Raw genomic sequence first — 17,796 nt, forward strand, 5'->3', positions numbered from 1 at the left:
GCATAAATGCATCGTGTTTTAGTTCACCACGAACCTTGAATAATAGGTGGTTTGGGGTAGTATAGGGTGAGTTTATGAGAATTATTCGAGGCACAAAAAATATAACCGGTCCGATTCCCTATCCTGTAATAGCGATAGGCAATTTTGATGGAGTGCATGTGGGTCATCAGGCCCTGTTCCGCAAAACGGCGGAGCTCGCCACGGAGAATGAGGGCACCTCCATCGCGTTCACCTTCGAACCGCACCCCTTGAAAATCATTGCGCCGGAAAAAGTCCCTCCCCTATTGACCCACTTCAAGAAAAAGATGGAGTTGATAGAATCGTTTGGAATCAACCTGGTCATTTGCGCCGACTTCACCCGAAAATTTGCCGACCAGCAACCGCGGGATTTTTCAAAAAATATCCTTTTCGAAAAAATAGGGGTGAAGGAGGTGGTGGTCGGATTCGACTACGCGTTCGGACGTGGCAGGGAGGGAACCATTCCCTACCTTAAAAAGATGGGCGAAGAGTTTGGGTTCAAGGTGCATGTGGTCGATCCTTTCCAGGTCAACGGTCAAACGGTGAGCAGTTCTCATGTGCGGGAACTGATCGAATCGGGAGAGGTGGAGGCGGCCAGTCAATTCCTGGGCCGCGACTATTCCATAACAGGCCCGGTTGTTTCCGGTTATAAAACCGGCCAGGCCATTGGGTTCCCGACCGCCAATATAGACACTTCCAAGGTGCAGATACCGGGCACAGGGGTGTATGCGGTTCGCGTGGTTCATGAAGATAACGCTCATGATGCGGTCGCGAATATCGGGTTCAACCCCACCTTCAACCGCGACCGGTTGAGCGTGGAAGTGCATATCTTTGACTTCAACCAGGTGATCTACAACCATGAAATTGAAGTCCAGTTCGTGGCACGTATTCGCAGCGAAAAAACTTTCAAGTCTGCCGACGATCTGGTCGTTCAGATTAAACAGGACATTGATAAAGCCAGGGAAATACTGAAACATTGAAAAAAACCCGACAACTATTAATCGGACTCGCCATAGCCGCCGTCGCGCTCTATTACACCCTGCGCAATGTATCAGTGGACGCACTGCTTGACTCTTTCAAAGATATTGACTTCATCTATATCCTGCCCGCATTGGGGTTCACCATGATCAGTTATGTGACCCGTGCCTACCGCTGGCAGGTTCTGCTTCAACCGTTCAAACAAATTTCAGTTAAAGAAATTTATGCACCGCTTATGATCGGGTTTATGGGAAACATATTACCCGCGCGGGCGGGGGAGTTCCTCCGCGCCTATTTAGTCGGAAAAAAGCACGGAATCACTTTCGCGGGATCGTTTTCGACCATCATTGTCGAGCGATTGTTCGACCTGGTCATCCTGCTGATATTGTTCGTGTGGGTCTTTGTGTTCCATACAGATTTGTTTGACCCGCAACTCACCTTTTCCGGGTTGTCCGTTCAAACCATGGTGTCAGGATTCGGAAAGTTCAGCGCGATCGTCGTTATGGGTTTGCTCTGTTTCATGTTTTTACTGGCTTATAAAGAAAAACTGGTTAAAGGCTGGGTCGGCTGGCTGGTGAAACCCATCCCGGAAAAATGGCGGGAGAAAATTCTGTTCATGCTCGAAGAGTTTGCGTTAGGGTGCAAAATCATCAAAGACTCCGGAGCGCTGGCGAAGATCGTTTTTTTCTCAGTGCTAACCTGGGTCGCATTAGTATCGGCCTATTATCCATTATATTTTGCTTATGATCTGCAGGATAAAAGTTTGGAGTCCCTGTTGCTGTTAGCCGTCATGATTTGCGTACTCATAACGATTCTGCCCACACCGGGTTTTCTGGGCTCGTTCAACGCCGGGGTTTTGATAGCCCTTCACGATATCCGGGGAGAAGCCGAAATAGCCGCCGTCAGTTTTGGCATGGTGGCCTGGGCGGTGGGATTCATCGTGCTGATAGGTGGCGGGCTGTTCTTCATTTTTAAAGATCATATGTCGGTGCAGTCGCTGATCAAAGCTGAGGAGGAAGCCGAAGCCGAGCTGGAACACACCGAGATCGAAGGCCACAAATTATAAGAGGCATGAATCGGGCGGGATTAATAGACGTTTTAATTCCGGTGGAATTTGCTATAATGCGGTTTCAAATTTATCCAGATGTATGCCGAAGTGGCGGAATTGGTAGACGCGCATGATTCAGGTTCATGTGTCCGCAAGGACGTGGAAGTTCGAGTCTTCTCTTCGGCACCAACTCCCTATCAGGGAGTATAGTCCTTTTATTCAGAGCACTTTACAAAATTAATGCTGCAATTACTGAAGATTGGCAGGGCGAGATCAAATTAGATGAGGCGAAGATAAAAGATACAACTATTGGAAAATTGATGAGCTCACCTCCACATTATATCGATTCTGATAGCATGATTGAACAAGTTATCAATAAAATGAACTCTTCAAGAGTTGGTTCCCTGCTCGTAAAAAAAGATGAAGTTTATGTTGGAATTATTACAAAAAATGACTTGATTCGAAAAGCCATTGCCCAGAAGCTCCCACGGGACTCCACCAAAGTTTCAGTTTTGATGACCACCTCTATATTATCTTTGGCAAGTGATACATCTTCTTTAGCAGCTTATGACTTTATGAAGAACAGACGCGTCAGGCATCTTGCTATTACTGAAAATGGTTCAATTGTGAGGGTTTTGTCTGTCAAAGACTTAATTCAAAGATGATTCCATCATTTAATAATTTGTTCACTTTCAGCTGGCAGGTTGTTGGCTGAGGATTAAAAAATCGTCGATGTATTTTTGTAATTCATCGGCGGCGTGCTGCCGCTGACGAGGCAGGGTGATGGCATCGACCTTTAAAATAATTTCTTTCCATTCCTGTTTCTTACGTTCAAGCTGTTTTTTAAAGGCTTCAGTCCAATGGGTTTCGGGTTGATGCATCCAGACATGCAGTTTTTCTTTTAAGTTATTTTTGGATCTTAAGAGTTGGGCCAGCTCGGCTTGAAATTTATTTCGGTTTTCAAGTTTGATTGCGGTCCACTCAAGGTCTGCCTTGACCCAACCGGCGATCTGTTCTTTCTGGTCCGGTTCCAGGTCTCCCATCCATTTCTCTAAAAGTCCATAAAACCATTTCAGGGTGGAGGCTTTAGCCTCATCGGCAGTCATTTTGGCCTGCTTGACCAACCAATCTTCTTTTTCTATAAACTCCTGTTCCATTTGCCGCACTTGCCTCTCTTCAACAGTAGACAGGAAAGCGACCAGATCCGGCTCAGCGTGATCCATTATTTTGTTCCAGAATAGTTTATGCTCGATGCGAATCCAATCGATATCCTCCCCTTTCAGTCCACGTTGATATCTGGATTTCAGTTGCGTAAGGTGTTCAGCCATTCCTGCCAACTCTGATTTTCGGTGCCAGTCCAGCAACCGGGCGATTCCCTTTTCCAGTTCTGAACGTTGCGGTTCGTTCAGATCGAAATAGGTGTCGAACCATTTGAGAAGAAACCAATCTGAATAGTTGTATAAAATTCGGGTCTTGCTGCAAGAGATTAAGATCGACAGCGAGAATATCAGAGCAATGATTTTTACGAGGATACCGGGTCTCATGCCTTAAACCATTGAGGAAAGTGGGTGTGTTTTCTATTTTACAAAGGGCAGGATGGTTTTGGAAGAGGATATCGCACATGACCTTGGAATATCAACAAAGCTTTTGATACTACCCTCCAATAAAAATGGCGATGATAACCAGGACAAAATCCGAAATGTCTCGAACAAATGATGCCAAGTCCATGCAGATCCCTCATGCCTGAAAGTCAATTATGTGATCGCAGGGTTGCAGGTGTTTCTATTTAGCCTGAGGCAAACTATCACTCAGGCGTTTAGCCATGACCCTTAAAATCGGCCTTAAGAATTTGGGTTTCTTGTTTAATAGATCATTGAATTCATCATGTGAAAATATTAGAAGTTCGCCGTGTGATAATGCTTTTACAGTTGCTGTTCGCGACTCACCAGTAATCAGACCCATTTCACCGAAAAATTCATTTGGCCTCAATGTGCCGATCAATCTTTTATTTCCTAAAGAGTCTAATTTTGATATTTCAAAATGCCCATCCAGTATTATGTAAAATGCATCGCTGATGCTTCCTTCTGCGAAAACCACATCCCCCTTCTTCACTCTTATGGACCTCATAACCTCTAAACCTCCAGTAAATAGATTTTTGTGAATAGTTTATCGTCACAATTAATAAAATGAATAGAGTCGATAGAACTAAATAAGGGTAATAAAATGGATGAAATTTCTAATGGAAGGGGGGTGGTCATGAACAAGATTTTTCTTTATTGCATAAAACGTCATTCCAGCATTGTTTCTCCAATTCATTTTCTTGAGAATATTGTTCCTGTGAGTATTTACAGTGCGGCGACTTAAATTCAGCAGTTCAGCTGCATCGTACGTAATACCCAACTCAAGAAGCTTTACAGCTTCAATCCAATCGCTTGAAAAACCGAATTTTAAATATGAATGCCCTGCTTCAACTATGTAAGAGAGAAAAGGAAGCCCCTCAATTTGGCCAGGGTGTGTGCGGAAATGGCTTGAACTTCGATTTTCCTCCAAGAATGAGGAGCCATATTCCCTCCACACACTCTGGTTATGATTTTTCCTACTTTTCGTAGAAACACCCCTGCTTTAATTATAGAATAGTGTTGCATTCATCAATTGAGCTTGTAGCCGGGTTTGGACAATTGCGATTTGTAACAACCGGCACGATAAAAAATATTTTTCAGGATGATAATTAATTAACCATCGCTAATAAATGGAGAAATGATGCGTTCTATAAAAGTTGAAGGACTCGATATCCCGTGGACGGCCCTCACTCTGGGCTGCATGCAGATTGCCGCCAGCAAAGAGTGGGGCGACGTGTGTTCGGAACAAGATGCCGACCGGGTGGTGAAGACCGCTCTGGAATGCGGAATCCTGGCGTTTGATACCGCCGAGGCTTATGGCGACGGGGAATCTGAACGTCGTCTCGGTAGAGCCTTGGATTCACGAAAAAATGATGTCCTCATAATTTCAAAAATTACCCCCGATGCTGAAATGACACTTGAGTCCTGGCAGTCGCGTCTTGAAGGTACATTGAAAAATCTTGGTCGGGATTATGTCGATGCATATCTGGTTCACTGGCCGGGAATGTATTTAGACTCCTTTGCGAATACCCGGAAGATGTGTGACATCATGGCTGCGCTCAAAGAGAGCGGCAAGGCTCGTACTGTAGGCATTTCAAATTTCAAGGCGAAAGACATTGACCTGATGTCAGATAACGCCTCGTTGTTCACCGTCAATCAAGTTCCTTATAACCTGCTTGAACGCAAGTATGAAGGAGAGCATTTAAGAAAATGTGAGAATGCCGGTATTGGTTTCATGGCGTGTTCGCCCAGTGCCCGTGGTCTCTTGGCTGGTAGATTGGATGAAGAGGCATTACAGACACCCATCCGCAAGGAATATCACCTGTACAGACAGTATTCTTTAGATAATTCGCAAAGTCTGCGCCAAACGGTTCAGGAAATTGCTAAAGAGATAAAGACAGCCCCCATTAACGTGGCACTCGCCTGGGTGATACAGCAAATGAACATCACCACCACTGTGGTAGGCGCACGTAAAGTGGATCAGGTGAAGGAGTTTTGTGCTGCAGGAGATATTGTGCTTACTTCGGATCAGCTGGACCGCCTTAATGAGGAGAGCGATCTATTTCATGGATGAAGAAATGCAGGTATAGGATGATAACAGGAAATATCCGCTTTAATGGTTGGTTGCTGGAGAACTATGAAACCTGAAAGCATTATTTCTCTTGGCAGATCTAAAACCTTCTCGTAGTCGTTTTTTTCCGTACATCTCTACAGCAGTTTTTAAGTTTTCTACCATTAATTGCTTTTCAAAATCATTTGTATATTGTTTAGGTTTCCTATCCCTTTGAGTAAGAGTTGTTTGATCCATAGAGGTGGTCATATTAGTATTCCTTAATAGATAAAAATATATAAATTTATTTCTGTTCAATACCGAAGAAAGTAGCCATTAATTTGGCAGTCGGGCTCATACTTTTTTCCCTGGTTGAGCAATTTTTTGATGGGTATTTCTGAACCTTTAAAGGCTTTTGATTTCGAGTTTTGTTTTCTAATCCTTTAAATGGTAGTCACGCAAATTAAAAACAGGTAAAATAAAAATATATTCACAGATTAAAATTTTTAGTTCGGAGTACAGTAGTGAGCGCTATAAAAACAACAATATTATTAGGTGGATTAACGTTAATTCTTGTTTTTGGAGGAATGGCTCTTGGTGGGCAAGAAGGTATGATTCTGGCTTTTGTAATTGCCGTTGCCATGAACTTTGGCGCATACTTTTATAGCGATAAGATGGTTCTCTCCATGTACAAGGCTGAGGAGATCGGTGAATACGATTCTCCAGAGATCTTTAATATAGTAAGAGAACTTTCTCATCGGGCTGAAATTCCCGTTCCAAAAATATATAGGATACCTTCTGACCAGCCTAATGCTTTTGCGACAGGGAGGAATCCGGAAAATGCGGCGGTTGCTGTTACCGATGGAATCGTCAAAATTCTCGATCATGAAGAGTTGGCAGGTGTGCTGGCGCACGAGCTCGGGCATGTTAAAAACAGAGATATTTTGATCGGAACCATTGCGGCAACCTTAGCCGGTGCCATCAGCATGCTGGCTAATATGGCCCAATGGAGCATGTTGTTTGGTGGAGGAAGAAATGATGAAAGAGGAGGCCACCCGGCTCTAATGATCATCATGATGATTTTAGCGCCTATTGCAGCAATGCTGGTTCAGATGGCAGTTTCAAGGACCCGGGAGTATAAAGCCGACCAGACTGCGGCTGAGCTGATAGGAACTCCCGCTCCGTTAGCCACTGCTTTATCTAAACTGGATCAATTTTCCAAAAAGATTCCTATGGAAGCGGAACCTGCGACAGCGCATATGTTTATAGTCAGCCCTTTGACCGGTAAAGATTTAGCCAGTTTGTTCAGCACCCACCCACCTATTGAAAAACGTATTTCAGCTTTAATGGAACTTTCAGTGGAGCCTGTGGCAAGTCTCTCATCCTCGGACAGAGGTGGGCCATCATCTCGTTCGAACTATGAATGGTGATTGGTGAAGTGAAACTTCTCAATTCTTAAAAACTAATACGCTGATTGACGTTTTTCGAATTTGTAAGAGTGCAGAACTTTTTTTGCTTCCCGGGCCAGGGCCTTGAGTCCAGCCAAGTCGATTTCTTGCAAACTTCCAGAAACACTTTCACTGCTTTCCTTTAAAGCCAGTACTTTTTTCTGCTTGGCCAGATAGAGCAATCCCTGGTGACGGATTGAACTTTTCCCTTTATCTAAAGTTCGGCGGAAAATGAAGATCACATCTTCATTGTATTTGCTGGATATTTGGCTGAGGCTGTCTCTATTCACTGGACCGGTTAAAGGTTCTCCTGGTTTTGCGGGGGCGATTCTGGCCGGGTCGAGTTTTAAAAGTGTTCTTCTAATTATCTTTGGGTCAGAAAAAACGGGGTTCGCCTTCATGCTCCCAAGGCTTTCTATCACCCTGAGAGATTTTGGGAATACCAGCATTTTAACTGCGGTGTCCGATTTTTCCTTATCCAACAGATCTTCCTCTGCAATCACAGGTGAGGCAAATAGACAGAACAGTAGCGTTGCAATAGGGAAAATAACGTGCCAGATTTTAGATTGGTTTTTTTTCATAATGGATAGCTTTAGCTTAACCCCATAATTTATACCTAACAAGAAAAAAATATTGTAGCTCTCACCACAATCTTTCCAGATATAATTTCTTCATATTTAGATAAGCAGTTTTGAGATGTATTTTCCAGTTTAAAGTGCTAATCTAAAACAGTTTTTTAAACACTGATTTTGGAACCCATGTTCCTGAAATATATGAAGCTAATGGTCAATTCTTGGACAGATTTTAATATTGCAATGATGTCTTTAGAATATGCACTTATCTGATTTCCCAGAATTAAGATGCTTTATAAAGCTTCTTTCCCATTATCACTTTCATAAACAGTTCTCGTCCTGTTTTATTGGCATATGAGTGTCACCAAACGCATAATTATCCCCGCTTTTATTTTTCTACTTGTTTTCAGTATTGTATCCAGAGTGTTTTTTCGCGACTTTCAAAATGGTTGGGAGGCGTATCAAAATAAGGATTATAAAACAGCCTTTGAGTTATGGCAGCCGTTAGCTGAGAAGGGAGATACCAGAGCTCAATTTTTTTTGGGATTTATGAATGATATGGGGTTTGGGGTTCCAAAAGACGATAAAGAGGCGGTTAATTGGTATAGGTTAGCAGCTGAACAGGGTGATTCCAGAGCCCAACTCTTTTTGGGATTTATGTACGACCTGGGGAAAGGAGTTCCGCAGGATTACAAAGAAGCTATCAAGTGGTACCGACTCGCTACAGAACAAGGATATCACGAGGCAGCAGAACATTTGTCAAAACTGGAGAAAATAAAGATCCCTAAAGAACTGGAAGGTTTATTTGCAGATGCAAATAGAGGTGTTGCTAAAGCCCAATACAATTTGGCCATGAAATATGCAAATAAAGAAGGGGGATTCCACAATGAGAAAGAGGCTGCAAAGTGGTTTGAACTTGCTGCAAAACAAGGGTTTAAAGCAAAAAAGAATATATACGAGCTGGCAAACAAGAATGTTTCAAAAGCTTTAGAGATTTTAAAATCTGATGCGGAAAACGGTATTCCTGAGGCCCAATACACCTTGAGTGTGATGTATGGAAATGGAGACGGTGTTCCACAAGATATTAAGAAGTCTATAATGTGGTGCCAACTTGCTGCTGAACAAGGTTATGCAATGGCACAATTTAACTTGGCTGTGTTGTATTCAACTGGACAAGGAGTTCCAGAAGATAAACAGAAAGCTTTGAAGTGGTACCAGCTTGCTTTAAAACAAGGATACAATGAAACTAGAGATATTTTGTATAATTGGGCAAGGAACAACAATCCTCAAGCCTTGAAGTTATTAATCGATGACGCTGAAAATGATATTATTGAAGCGCAAATTAACTTGGCTGTTATGTATTTAACTGGACAAGGAGTTCCAGAAGATAAACAGAAGGCTTTGAAATGGTACAAGACCGCAGCAGAAACAAAAATTCATACTAAAAAAATTGTAAAGACTAATTTTAGGAAGAAAAATATTCCGCAAGTCTTGAAGCGTTTGGTCTACAACGCTGAAAAAGGTGCGGTCGATGCGCAAATTAATCTGGCTCTCATGTATGCTTCCGGAGAGATAGTACCAGAAGATACGAATAAAGCCTTGAAATGGTTTCAGCGTTCTTTGAAATTGAAAATCGAATCAGAAAATAAGTATTTACAAAATGGTGAATAAAGATTTGCCCGCTACCTTAAAAGTTTTAAAGAATGATGCAGAAAGAGGGATTCCTGAAGCCCAAAACTACTTGGGTATGTTTTATGATAGAAAATCGAATAGTAATGTCTTGGCCCACATGTGGTACAATCTTTCTGGTTTGCAGGGCCATATGGATGCTACAAGACAGATTCAGTCGATTGAAAAGAAAATGTCTCAGGAACAAATAGAGCAAGCACAGATGATGGTTGCAAACTGGAAACCAAAACAATAAATCCCGTGGTGATCTCTCCAATAAAGCCCCATTTTAATTTGAGTTTGACATAATTGTTACGGCGCTTTGTCCTTATGACTGGTAGCTTACTGGTCCCCTATGAAAATTTGTCTTACTATTTATTCTTCTCCATGGTCTGAGTTTGCGGGTGGTGGTCAAATAGCTGTTCATCACCTCGCCTGCGCTTTGCAGAGAATGGGGCATGATGTCCATGTGCTTTATTCTAAGAGTCATGGTGAAAAGTTTTCAGCCAACCCTCCGTATACCGTTCATTGGGCTACCCATTTTCATTGCGCAACATTGAACTTTGATATCTTTTCCTTTGCGCGGGCTTTGAAGCGTCTCATGAAATGGGAGCAGTTTGACATTATACATGGCAATGCTGAAGAGGCATTTTTTGCCGGTGAAATTGCCAGGGACTTCAGGGCTGGATACCTGTTTACCAGTCACGCAAATATGATTCCGGAAACGGGTCTGCTTCGAGGGATGTTACGGCCGCTGAATTTTTTAAAAAATATCAATAACTACCTGCTGCGTTCATCAGCGTTCAACGCTTCAAGAATTATTACTTTCAGTGAATTCTCAAGAAAACTGGTTCTCAAGGGTTTAAGACATAAAAAAGGAAAAAGAGTTTTGGTGGTTCCTCCTGGAATAGACCCCAGCTGGCTCAAAGTGGAAATGAGAAATCAGGGTTCCAGGGATCTGGTGTTATGGGGACGGATGGAGGAGCAGAAGGGTATCTCTGAACTTCTCCGGGCATTAAGAGAAGTTGCTGCCAGAATACCCGAAGTAAGGCTCCATTTGATCGGGGAAGGCAATATGACTGGTTCCTATCGTAATCAGGCTAAGGAGTTGGGGATACAGGATCGAGTTATTTTTCATGGATGGATGAATATTGATGAAATTCAAAAATTCATTGTTAATTGTGCTGTAGGTGTTTTCCCTTCTCGTATTGAGAGTTTTGGTTTATCAATGGCAGAGGCGATGGGGGCGGGACTACCCATCGTAGCGACCCGGGTGGGGGCTCTTCCAGAATTTATTGAAGATGGTGCTACAGGAACCCTGGTTCCTCCGGGAAATATTCCGGCACTCTACAGGGCCATCCTTGAAAAACTTGAAAATCCGGATCGGACAAAGGTTATGGCTGATGCAGGGAGAGAAGTGGTGCGTCAACGTTTTTCCTGGGATCAGTCAGCTCAAACAATGACAACAATTTATCAGGCTGTCCTGGATGAGATATAAATGACGGAACGCTTATTTAAAGAACCGCCCGGTCTTGATCTTTCAATCATCATTGTCAGCTTCAACACGAGAGATGTTCTTTTTGATTGTCTAAAATCTATCTACGAAAAAACCAACGACATCTCCTTTGAAGTTATTGTGGTCGATAATGCTTCTAAAGATGATACCGCTGTTTCTGTTTCAGAAAGTTTTCCTGATGTTCGTTTAATATGCAACGATGTTAATAAAGGTTTCTCGGCCGCAAATAATCAGGGTATCCGTGAATCAACAGGAAAGTTTATTGCCTTTTTGAATCCTGATACTTGTCTGATTGAAAACAGTTTCAAAAAAATATGCGGGTTTTTAAAGGAGCATTCGGAGTTTTCAATTCTTGGTCCTGGAATTATTGACGAATCTGGTCAGCCAAGCCCGACCAGGCTCTGGGAGGACACCCCTTATGACGCGGCATGGAAAATTCTGGGTCTTTATAATCCAAGTGATGAATTGCAAAAAATGAAGGATGTGGAGGAAGCTCTGGTGATTTCGGGTTGTTGTTTTGTGGCCCGGCGTGAGTTATTCGAAGAAATTGGATTGCTGGATGAAAATTATTTTTTATATAACGAAGAAGATGACTTTTGCCGCAGGGCGAGAAAATATGGGAAACGAATCTGTTTTTTTCAAGAAACAAAGATTCAGCATCTGCTTGGTAGAAGCACACATCAGCCGGAACACCGGGAAAAAGTTATTGTAGAAACATATAAAAGCAACGTGTATTTCTATTCAAAACATTATTCCATGGGTTGGAATATCGTTTTGAAATCTTTATATAAAGTAACATTTTTAACTGGACTGATCCGGTCTGCGTTTCGTCACTTGACGGGATCCACCACCCAGGGGGCTGATGATTCCCTGAGACTCAAACTCAAACTTCTATTTTTACCCTGAATTGTTGTAATATAGAAGGCTCGATCAATAAACCGGTTTAAATCTGATGAAAATTGCTGATGTTGTTGTAATTGGCGGCGGGCACGCGGGTTGTGAAGCGGCGTTGGCCGCAGCGCGTATGGGGTGCTCCACGGTAATGATCACTCTGGAGGCCGATAAAATTGCCTTGATGCCGTGTAATCCGGCTATTGGAGGAGTGGGAAAGGGCCATATTGTTCGTGAAATAGATGCTCTTGGCGGTGAAATGGCCAGGGTGATTGATGAGACTGGAATCCAGTACAGGGTTTTGAATTCATCAAAAGGTCCAGCAGTTCATGGGTATCGTGCACAGGCTGACAAGAACAAATATAAAATGGCTATGCGCCGTGTGCTGGAAAATACCGCAAACCTTGATTTGATATTTGATGAAGTTGATGAACTGGTTATTGAGAATTTAGTGGTAAAGGGTGTTCGAACAGCAAAGGGCATGGAAATCAAGTCCAGGTCTGTGGTCATCACCACCGGAACATTTTTAAACGGACTCATACACCTTGGGCTGAAAAGCAGACCGGCTGGAAGAGTGGGAGAAAAGCCTTCTACTAAATTGTCGCAATCGTTTCTTGCGGCCGGGTTTGAACTGGGTCGCCTGAAAACAGGAACTCCGCCACGCTTAAAAAGGGATAGTATCGATTTCAGCCAATGTGTTCTCCAGCCTGGAGATGAGGTGCCACGGCCATTTTCGTTTTCAACCCCTGCTATTGACCGAGAACAAGTTCCTTGCCATCTTACTGCAACGAATGAACGAACGGCAAAGATCATACGTGATAATTTACATTTATCACCTTTATACAGTGGAGTGATAGATGGGGTAGGTCCACGCTATTGCCCATCTATAGAAGATAAAGTTGTTAAGTTTCCCGATAAGAATTCGCATAATATCTTTCTTGAACCTGAGAGTTTGGATACGGACTGGATTTATCCTAATGGCATCTCCACCAGCCTTGATGAAGAGGTACAGTTAAAGCTGGTGCGAACTATCCCGGGCCTTGAGCAGGCGGAAATAGTTATGCCGGGTTATGCAGTAGAATACGATTATGTTCCACCAACGCAACTTACCCCGTCTTTGGAGACCAAGAGGGTCAGCGGTCTTTTTCACGCGGGACAGATCAATGGCACTTCTGGTTACGAAGAAGCGGCAGGCCAGGGCATCATGGCAGGAATCAATGCTGCCCTGAAGGCACAGGACCGAAAGCCGTTTTTGTTAACCCGCATGGATAGTTATATTGGTGTTCTCATTGATGATCTGGTGACTAAAGGCACACAGGAACCCTATCGTATGTTCACCTCTCGTGCAGAGTACCGTTTAATTTTAAGGCAGGATAATGCTGATGAACGGCTGATGCAAAAGGGGCATGAGCTGGGACTGGTGGATAAAACCTTGCTTGCAAAGTGTATGGAAAAATATTGCGCGGTAGACAGGGAGATCAAAAGGCTTGAAGAGACGCCAGTTGCTCCCAATCCTGAAACGCTTGCAAGGTTGTCCAGGCTTGGTATTCAGGAGTTAAGAAATCCCACCACCCTGGGAGGGTTGTTGCGCCGCCCTGAAGTGTCGCATGATAGATTGCTGAGAGCTTTCGATGGTGAAGAGGTTCCACAATTGGTAGGAGAGCAGGTTGAGATCAGGATGAAGTATGAAGGATTCATTAACCGTCAGAATCAGATGGTTGCCCGGCAGAAGAAACTGGAACATTACCGTATACCAGAAAGTTTTGAGTATAAGGGAATATCCGGACTGTCTCATGAAGTGATTCAAAAACTGGAAGAAATTCGTCCGGTTACTTTGGGGCAGGCAGGTCGTATTTCAGGCGTTACCCCTTCTGCCATCAGCCTGATCATGTTACTGCTGGAGAAAACTAATCATTAAGACTTGCCTGTAACGCAATATATATTTTTTGGAAATCAAGATCTGAATATGCATACAGACTCTATTCAATGGCAGGTCAAAGTCGATAAAAAAGATATCGCGTACATTGTCAGCATTTTTGAAGGCTATGATAATTTAGCTGTGGTGAGAACGATTGATGCCTCCCGCGGACTCATTGAGCTTATGATTTCTCCTGACTATCTGGAAGACACCCGCATACTAGCCGAAGCCCTGTCCAAAGAAATCCCCTTCCACAGGTGCGAAGCAATAACCAGTTAGTTAGCTTTTTATCAGGGAAAAAACTGACATTGCCAGCGTAGCATTGGTTAGTAATGGATCATAGAGTGGAGAGGAGTGTCTTTAAGCTTATCGCGACCTTTCAGGAAGTCCAGTTCTATTATGAAAGCTACTTCGGTAACCTTCACACCGTTAAAATTTTTCTTTATTAGATCCAGCGTTGCAGCCAGTGTTCCTCCAGTAGCCAGGACATCATCTATGATAAGGATATTTTGTCCTGATCGGAATGCGTCCTGATGTACTTCGACAGTATCCGTTCCATATTCCAGGGAGTAAGTTTCCGAAAAAGTTTTGTAAGGCAATTTCCCCGGTTTACGAATCATGACCACTCCGGTCCCTAACGCGTAGGCCAGGGCTGAGGCAAAAACAAACCCTCGTGCTTCAACACCAACGACAGCATCCAAACTCTTGTCGGCGTAACGATCTTTCAAGGTGTTTATGGTTTTCGAGAATGCCGCAGGGTCGCCCAGTAGAGGTGTAATATCTTTAAAGATGACTCCTTCTTTGGGAAAGTCCGGGATATCACGGATAATTTGTTTAACAGTTTCCATATTTGTGCCTTCCTGAGAATTCATATTACGCCTGAGTGGCAATATTGGGTTTTTAGCAAAATTTGAAAAAAAAGAAAACCTTATCTTTTAAGAGGCAGGTATTTTATAGGATCTTTTGGGTGAGTGTCATTGCGTACTTCAAAATGAAGGTGGGATCCAGAGGACCGGCCGGTGCTTCCCATCAAAGCAACCTTTTGTCCCTGCTTAACATGACTTCCTTTTTTTGCAATGAGTTTGGAGTTATGTGCGTAAAGAGTGGTTAAATGATGTTTGTGCTTTATGATGACCATTTTCCCGTAACCCGTGGGTCCCCAACCACTGAACACCACTTTGCCCGCTGCTGCAGCATGTATAGGTGTCCCTTTGGGAGCGGCAATATCGATGCCCTCGTGTTTACGCCCATTTCTCATTCCAAACCGTGATGTGAGTGTTCCCTTTGCCGGCCAGATGAGAAAACCTTTTCTCGGTTTTACTGTGGGGGGCGCTTTACTTTTTTGGGGTCGAGGTTTTTCTTTTACTTTTACCGACAGAACCCTGCGGGCCCCCGGTATCCATAGTCGGACTCCAGTTTTTAGTTTTTTGGGGTCTCTTATGAAATTGGCTCGCTGAAGAACTTCTACATCCAGACCATAAGCCGTGGCAATGCTGTAGAGCGTTTGCCCCTTTTGTACTGTGTGGTAGACACCTTCACCGTTATCAGGCCATGGGTCGTATTGAAAACTCTGACATCCTGTGAGAAATAGAAGGATGATTAAAAAAATGGAATTGAAATAATGGCGGAAGGGCATTTTTTTGAGGATTGTATATGCTATAACTTATTGAAAATTGTAGCATCTTTTCAATTTCGTTTACAAGCTTCGAGGCATCCTGTATAAACGGAAAATCTCTTATTCAAAGTCTGGAAAAAACATGATGATCAGGTTGGTACTTTTTAGATTAAAAATTCTGATGTCCCTGTCAGGGGCACTTTTACTGTTTGGTTGCGGGCAAAGCCAGCCCTCACCAGACTTATTTTCCCTGCCAGTTTCATATATGGTAGGAAAAAAACCAGAAGTGGTTTTGGCCCGCGACATGAATAACGATGAGTTCCCAGATTTACTGGTGGTCAATTCTGGAGGAAATTCCCTGAATTTTCTGGAAGGACTTGGAGACGGAACTTTCAAAGACCCGCAAACCATTGAGACAGGTCGTGAGCCGTTTGCTCTGGATGTGGCGGACTTTAATGGAGATGGCATCCCTGATATTGCTTTATGCAATTATGGTGATGGAAATGTTTCTATCATTCTTGGGCAGAAAGACGGGTTGTTTAAACTAAAGACCGATGTGAAGGTTGGCAGGCTTCCCATTGCTGTTGCAGCAGGGGATTTCAATAATGATGAAAAAATCGACCTGGCTGTTACCCGACGTTTTAACAAATTAATGATTCTTCTAGGTGTCGGGGACGGCACTTTTAAACTTGCCGAATCTTATCAGGCTGGTCCAACACCCGCATATATCACCATTGATGATTATAATAAAGATGGCAATCAGGATATTGCCATGGCCCTCAACGCTGTCAAGGTGAGACATATCAAACTGTTTTTAGGCAATGGAGACGGTACATTCCTGCCGCCAAAAAAAATATCAGGTGGCAATCAATCCTCGTTCATCGCACATCATGATATGAACCTGGATGGAAAGATGGACCTGATCGCCTCCAGCCCTATGAAAGACAGTCTAAGCATTTATATTGGTGATGGAAAAGGAGAGTTCCTCAAGCTGGAAGACTTTGCCGGGGAAAAAGGACCGCATAATATTGTTGCGGGTGACTTCACTGGCGACAAAGTTCCCGATATAGTTGTGTGCAATCGCAGAGGCGCGAGCATATCAGTTATTCCAGGCAGGGGAGACGGAACGTTTGTATATCCACATTATAATTATGCAGTGGGCTCCCAACCCCGATCGATCACCGGTGCGGACTTCAATCGTGATGGCATGATGGATATTGTTGTCGTGTTATACCAGAAACAAATTCTTGAAGTTTTTTTAAGAAAAGCCAACGCCCCGCTTAACGATGCGTGACCACCAGACCTTTTCTATAAGGCGTAGTAGACTCCCCAGCTTATCCTTGGTTTCAGTAGGGCCAGAGAAACGCTAAATCTCCAGATCTGTCCGGGTTCATTGTTCTGAACCTTGAATGGGTTCGTCTCTGGTGATGACATATTTGCCATCAAGCCATTTACCCAGGTCGATGGTCCGGCATCGTTCAGAACAAAAGGGAAGGAATGGATTTTTGCTTTTATCCTTCTCTGCGGTGTTTTTACAGATAGGGCATTTGAGTTCTTTTGATAAAGATTCGGCCAAGGTTTTTATCCTCAAATTTCTCCATTTTTTCCACCAGTATAAGCGAGATTTATCCCCTCCTCTACCCGGATGATGATTTTTGTTTACATTTCTAACAAGTATTTGTATATTAAGGAGTTATAGGCCATCATTCAGTTGGGGCCAAATTTGAAGAAATTAGAGATAATTTTTAATGCTTTGTTTTTATTGAAGTTAATATTATTTGTGTGAAGTTTCCAAAGTTTTTAATGCAAATTAAATTAAACAATAAAAATCAATAGTTTGCTGAGGTGGCCTTTGAAGGCCTCATTAAACTCATGCAGAAGTTAAAAATTGGTTATCAACCCAGTGAGATGAAACGCATATGATTACTGAAGTTCAATTACCGGATTATTACCAGTTACTTGGTGTCAAACCTGAGGCTACCCAGAAAGAAATTGATCTGGCATATCAAAAGCTGATCGGCCAGTTTGATTCTTCGGGAGAAAAGGCTTCTTCATCGGATGAACTTACCCTCAAAGACAGGATCGAAGCGGCACAAGAGGCTTACGATACACTTTCTCATAAACAAAAGCGCGAGGCCTATGATGCGGTTATTGAGGTTAAAAAAGGTAATGCAAATCCTGACGACGAAGTAAAGAGTTCTAAGTCAGGACCACTCAAATTTCTCGGGGTGAAGGATAATAACAGAAAGCCCAGACACCAGAACGTATATCAAGATTTTTTCGGGTTTTCAGAGAAACCTTTTGATCTGACTCCAGACCCTAAATACTTGTATCTGAGTCCCAAGCATAAAGAAGTACTAGCTCACCTTGTTTATGGATTACAAGAAAACAACGGATTTTTAAAAATCGTTGGAGAGGTTGGAACCGGTAAAACGATGATCTGCCGAAGTTTTCT

General features: G+C 43.0%; 19 protein-coding genes, 1 tRNA gene and 1 pseudogene. 14 read left to right on the forward strand and 7 right to left on the reverse strand.

Features of this window, described 5'->3' with window-relative positions:
• The first annotated feature begins 74 nt into the window (after positions 1–74).
• The 4 genes and pseudogenes from F3741_00465 to F3741_00480 all read left to right on the forward strand — a co-directional run bounded on the left by F3741_00465 (position 75) and on the right by F3741_00480 (position 2,511).
• Entirely contained in the window at positions 75–998 is a 924-nt protein-coding gene (locus tag F3741_00465) for a bifunctional riboflavin kinase/FAD synthetase (GenBank protein ID MZG29276.1), read from the forward strand.
• A complete protein-coding gene (locus F3741_00470) occupies positions 995–2,062 on the forward strand; it encodes a flippase-like domain-containing protein (protein MZG29277.1) in 1,068 nt (355 codons plus the stop codon). Before F3741_00465 ends, F3741_00470 begins: the two co-directional genes overlap by 4 nt.
• Positions 2,063–2,146: 84 nt before the next feature.
• Positions 2,147–2,233: transfer RNA gene (locus tag F3741_00475), tRNA-Leu, on the forward strand.
• Positions 2,188–2,511: pseudogene (locus F3741_00480) on the forward strand (CBS domain-containing protein). Before F3741_00475 ends, F3741_00480 begins: the two are co-directional and overlap by 46 nt.
• Before the next feature lie 225 nt (positions 2,512–2,736).
• Here the strand turns inward: F3741_00480 and F3741_00485 are convergent.
• From F3741_00485 to F3741_00495, 3 genes are all read right to left on the reverse strand, one after another.
• Positions 2,737–3,588 carry a hypothetical protein gene (locus F3741_00485; protein MZG29278.1) on the reverse strand — a complete coding sequence of 284 codons (852 nt, stop codon included), beginning with the start codon at positions 3,586–3,588 and terminating at the stop codon, positions 2,737–2,739.
• A 238-nt stretch (positions 3,589–3,826) separates the two neighbouring features.
• The gene (locus F3741_00490; GenBank protein MZG29279.1) at positions 3,827–4,171 is read right to left on the reverse strand and encodes a cyclic nucleotide-binding domain-containing protein; all 345 of its coding nucleotides are present in this window, start codon (positions 4,169–4,171) and stop codon (positions 3,827–3,829) included.
• A gap of 78 nt (positions 4,172–4,249) precedes the next feature.
• Positions 4,250–4,621: a response regulator transcription factor gene (locus F3741_00495; GenBank protein MZG29280.1), complete on the reverse strand. Its 372-nt coding sequence runs from the start codon at positions 4,619–4,621 to the stop codon at positions 4,250–4,252.
• 183 nt (positions 4,622–4,804) lie between these two features.
• On the opposite strand from F3741_00495, the gene F3741_00500 reads away from it, so the two are divergent.
• A complete protein-coding gene (locus F3741_00500) occupies positions 4,805–5,737 on the forward strand; it encodes an aldo/keto reductase (GenBank protein MZG29281.1) in 933 nt (310 codons plus the stop codon).
• A 500-nt stretch (positions 5,738–6,237) separates the two neighbouring features.
• Positions 6,238–7,143, forward strand: coding sequence for a zinc metalloprotease HtpX (gene htpX, locus F3741_00505; protein MZG29282.1), 906 nt, complete (start codon positions 6,238–6,240; stop codon positions 7,141–7,143).
• Between the two features lie 32 nt (positions 7,144–7,175).
• Here the strand turns inward: htpX and F3741_00510 are convergent, their stop codons facing one another.
• Positions 7,176–7,742, reverse strand: coding sequence for a hypothetical protein (locus tag F3741_00510; protein MZG29283.1), 567 nt, complete (start codon positions 7,740–7,742; stop codon positions 7,176–7,178).
• A 345-nt stretch (positions 7,743–8,087) separates the two neighbouring features.
• On the opposite strand from F3741_00510, the gene F3741_00515 reads away from it, so the two are divergent.
• From F3741_00515 to F3741_00540, 6 genes are all read left to right on the forward strand, one after another.
• Entirely contained in the window at positions 8,088–9,404 is a 1,317-nt protein-coding gene (locus tag F3741_00515; GenBank protein ID MZG29284.1) for a sel1 repeat family protein, read from the forward strand.
• Positions 9,394–9,657 carry a hypothetical protein gene (locus F3741_00520; protein MZG29285.1) on the forward strand — a complete coding sequence of 88 codons (264 nt, stop codon included), beginning with the start codon at positions 9,394–9,396 and terminating at the stop codon, positions 9,655–9,657. The genes F3741_00515 and F3741_00520 overlap by 11 nt, the downstream gene beginning before the upstream one ends.
• A 99-nt stretch (positions 9,658–9,756) precedes the next feature.
• Complete coding sequence (locus F3741_00525) at positions 9,757–10,899, forward strand: glycosyltransferase family 4 protein (GenBank protein MZG29286.1); 1,143 nt, start codon at positions 9,757–9,759, stop codon at positions 10,897–10,899.
• Complete coding sequence (locus F3741_00530) at positions 10,900–11,823, forward strand: glycosyltransferase family 2 protein (GenBank protein ID MZG29287.1); 924 nt, start codon at positions 10,900–10,902, stop codon at positions 11,821–11,823.
• 46 nt (positions 11,824–11,869) lie between these two features.
• On the forward strand, positions 11,870–13,726 hold the full coding sequence (gene mnmG, locus F3741_00535; protein ID MZG29288.1) for a tRNA uridine-5-carboxymethylaminomethyl(34) synthesis enzyme MnmG: 1,857 nt from the start codon (positions 11,870–11,872) through the stop codon (positions 13,724–13,726).
• Positions 13,727–13,774: 48 nt separating this feature from the next.
• Entirely contained in the window at positions 13,775–14,005 is a 231-nt protein-coding gene (locus F3741_00540; protein MZG29289.1) for a DUF4911 domain-containing protein, read from the forward strand.
• Positions 14,006–14,052: 47 nt separating this feature from the next.
• On the opposite strand, the gene F3741_00545 is transcribed toward F3741_00540, so the two are convergent.
• A complete protein-coding gene (locus F3741_00545; protein ID MZG29290.1) occupies positions 14,053–14,574 on the reverse strand; it encodes an adenine phosphoribosyltransferase in 522 nt (173 codons plus the stop codon).
• A gap of 80 nt (positions 14,575–14,654) precedes the next feature.
• Positions 14,655–15,362, reverse strand: coding sequence for a peptidoglycan DD-metalloendopeptidase family protein (locus tag F3741_00550; protein MZG29291.1), 708 nt, complete (start codon positions 15,360–15,362; stop codon positions 14,655–14,657).
• A gap of 121 nt (positions 15,363–15,483) precedes the next feature.
• Between F3741_00550 and F3741_00555 the strand changes: the two genes are divergently transcribed.
• On the forward strand, positions 15,484–16,635 hold the full coding sequence (locus tag F3741_00555) for a VCBS repeat-containing protein (GenBank protein MZG29292.1): 1,152 nt from the start codon (positions 15,484–15,486) through the stop codon (positions 16,633–16,635).
• 96 nt (positions 16,636–16,731) lie between these two features.
• On the opposite strand, the gene F3741_00560 is transcribed toward F3741_00555, so the two are convergent.
• Positions 16,732–16,917 (reverse strand): DNA gyrase inhibitor YacG, encoded by a 186-nt coding sequence (locus tag F3741_00560; protein ID MZG29293.1) that lies wholly within the window; start codon positions 16,915–16,917, stop codon positions 16,732–16,734.
• A 343-nt stretch (positions 16,918–17,260) separates the two neighbouring features.
• On the opposite strand from F3741_00560, the gene F3741_00565 reads away from it, so the two are divergent.
• A partial coding sequence (locus F3741_00565; protein ID MZG29294.1) for a DnaJ domain-containing protein occupies positions 17,261–17,796 on the forward strand: 536 nt, incomplete at its 3' end.

The sequence above is a fragment of the Nitrospinota bacterium genome (genome assembly GCA_009873635.1).
Lineage (GTDB): Bacteria > Nitrospinota > Nitrospinia > Nitrospinales > VA-1 > LS-NOB.

What these genes read in the sequence shown, in the direction of transcription:
- F3741_00465 (MZG29276.1), top strand. Translation starts at nt 75, where the DNA reads ATGAGAATTATTCGAGGCACAAAAAATATAACCGGTCCGATTCCCTAT.
- F3741_00485 (MZG29278.1), bottom strand. Translation starts at nt 3,588, where the DNA reads ATGAGACCCGGTATCCTCGTAAAAATCATTGCTCTGATATTCTCGCTG.
- F3741_00490 (MZG29279.1), bottom strand. Translation starts at nt 4,171, where the DNA reads ATGAGGTCCATAAGAGTGAAGAAGGGGGATGTGGTTTTCGCAGAAGGA.
- F3741_00500 (MZG29281.1), top strand. Translation starts at nt 4,805, where the DNA reads ATGCGTTCTATAAAAGTTGAAGGACTCGATATCCCGTGGACGGCCCTC.
- F3741_00510 (MZG29283.1), bottom strand. Translation starts at nt 7,742, where the DNA reads ATGAAAAAAAACCAATCTAAAATCTGGCACGTTATTTTCCCTATTGCA.
- F3741_00515 (MZG29284.1), top strand. Translation starts at nt 8,088, where the DNA reads ATGAGTGTCACCAAACGCATAATTATCCCCGCTTTTATTTTTCTACTT.
- F3741_00520 (MZG29285.1), top strand. Translation starts at nt 9,394, where the DNA reads ATGGTGAATAAAGATTTGCCCGCTACCTTAAAAGTTTTAAAGAATGAT.
- F3741_00525 (MZG29286.1), top strand. Translation starts at nt 9,757, where the DNA reads ATGAAAATTTGTCTTACTATTTATTCTTCTCCATGGTCTGAGTTTGCG.
- F3741_00530 (MZG29287.1), top strand. Translation starts at nt 10,900, where the DNA reads ATGACGGAACGCTTATTTAAAGAACCGCCCGGTCTTGATCTTTCAATC.
- mnmG (MZG29288.1), top strand. Translation starts at nt 11,870, where the DNA reads ATGAAAATTGCTGATGTTGTTGTAATTGGCGGCGGGCACGCGGGTTGT.
- F3741_00540 (MZG29289.1), top strand. Translation starts at nt 13,775, where the DNA reads ATGCATACAGACTCTATTCAATGGCAGGTCAAAGTCGATAAAAAAGAT.
- F3741_00545 (MZG29290.1), bottom strand. Translation starts at nt 14,574, where the DNA reads ATGGAAACTGTTAAACAAATTATCCGTGATATCCCGGACTTTCCCAAA.
- F3741_00550 (MZG29291.1), bottom strand. Translation starts at nt 15,362, where the DNA reads ATGCCCTTCCGCCATTATTTCAATTCCATTTTTTTAATCATCCTTCTA.
- F3741_00555 (MZG29292.1), top strand. Translation starts at nt 15,484, where the DNA reads ATGATGATCAGGTTGGTACTTTTTAGATTAAAAATTCTGATGTCCCTG.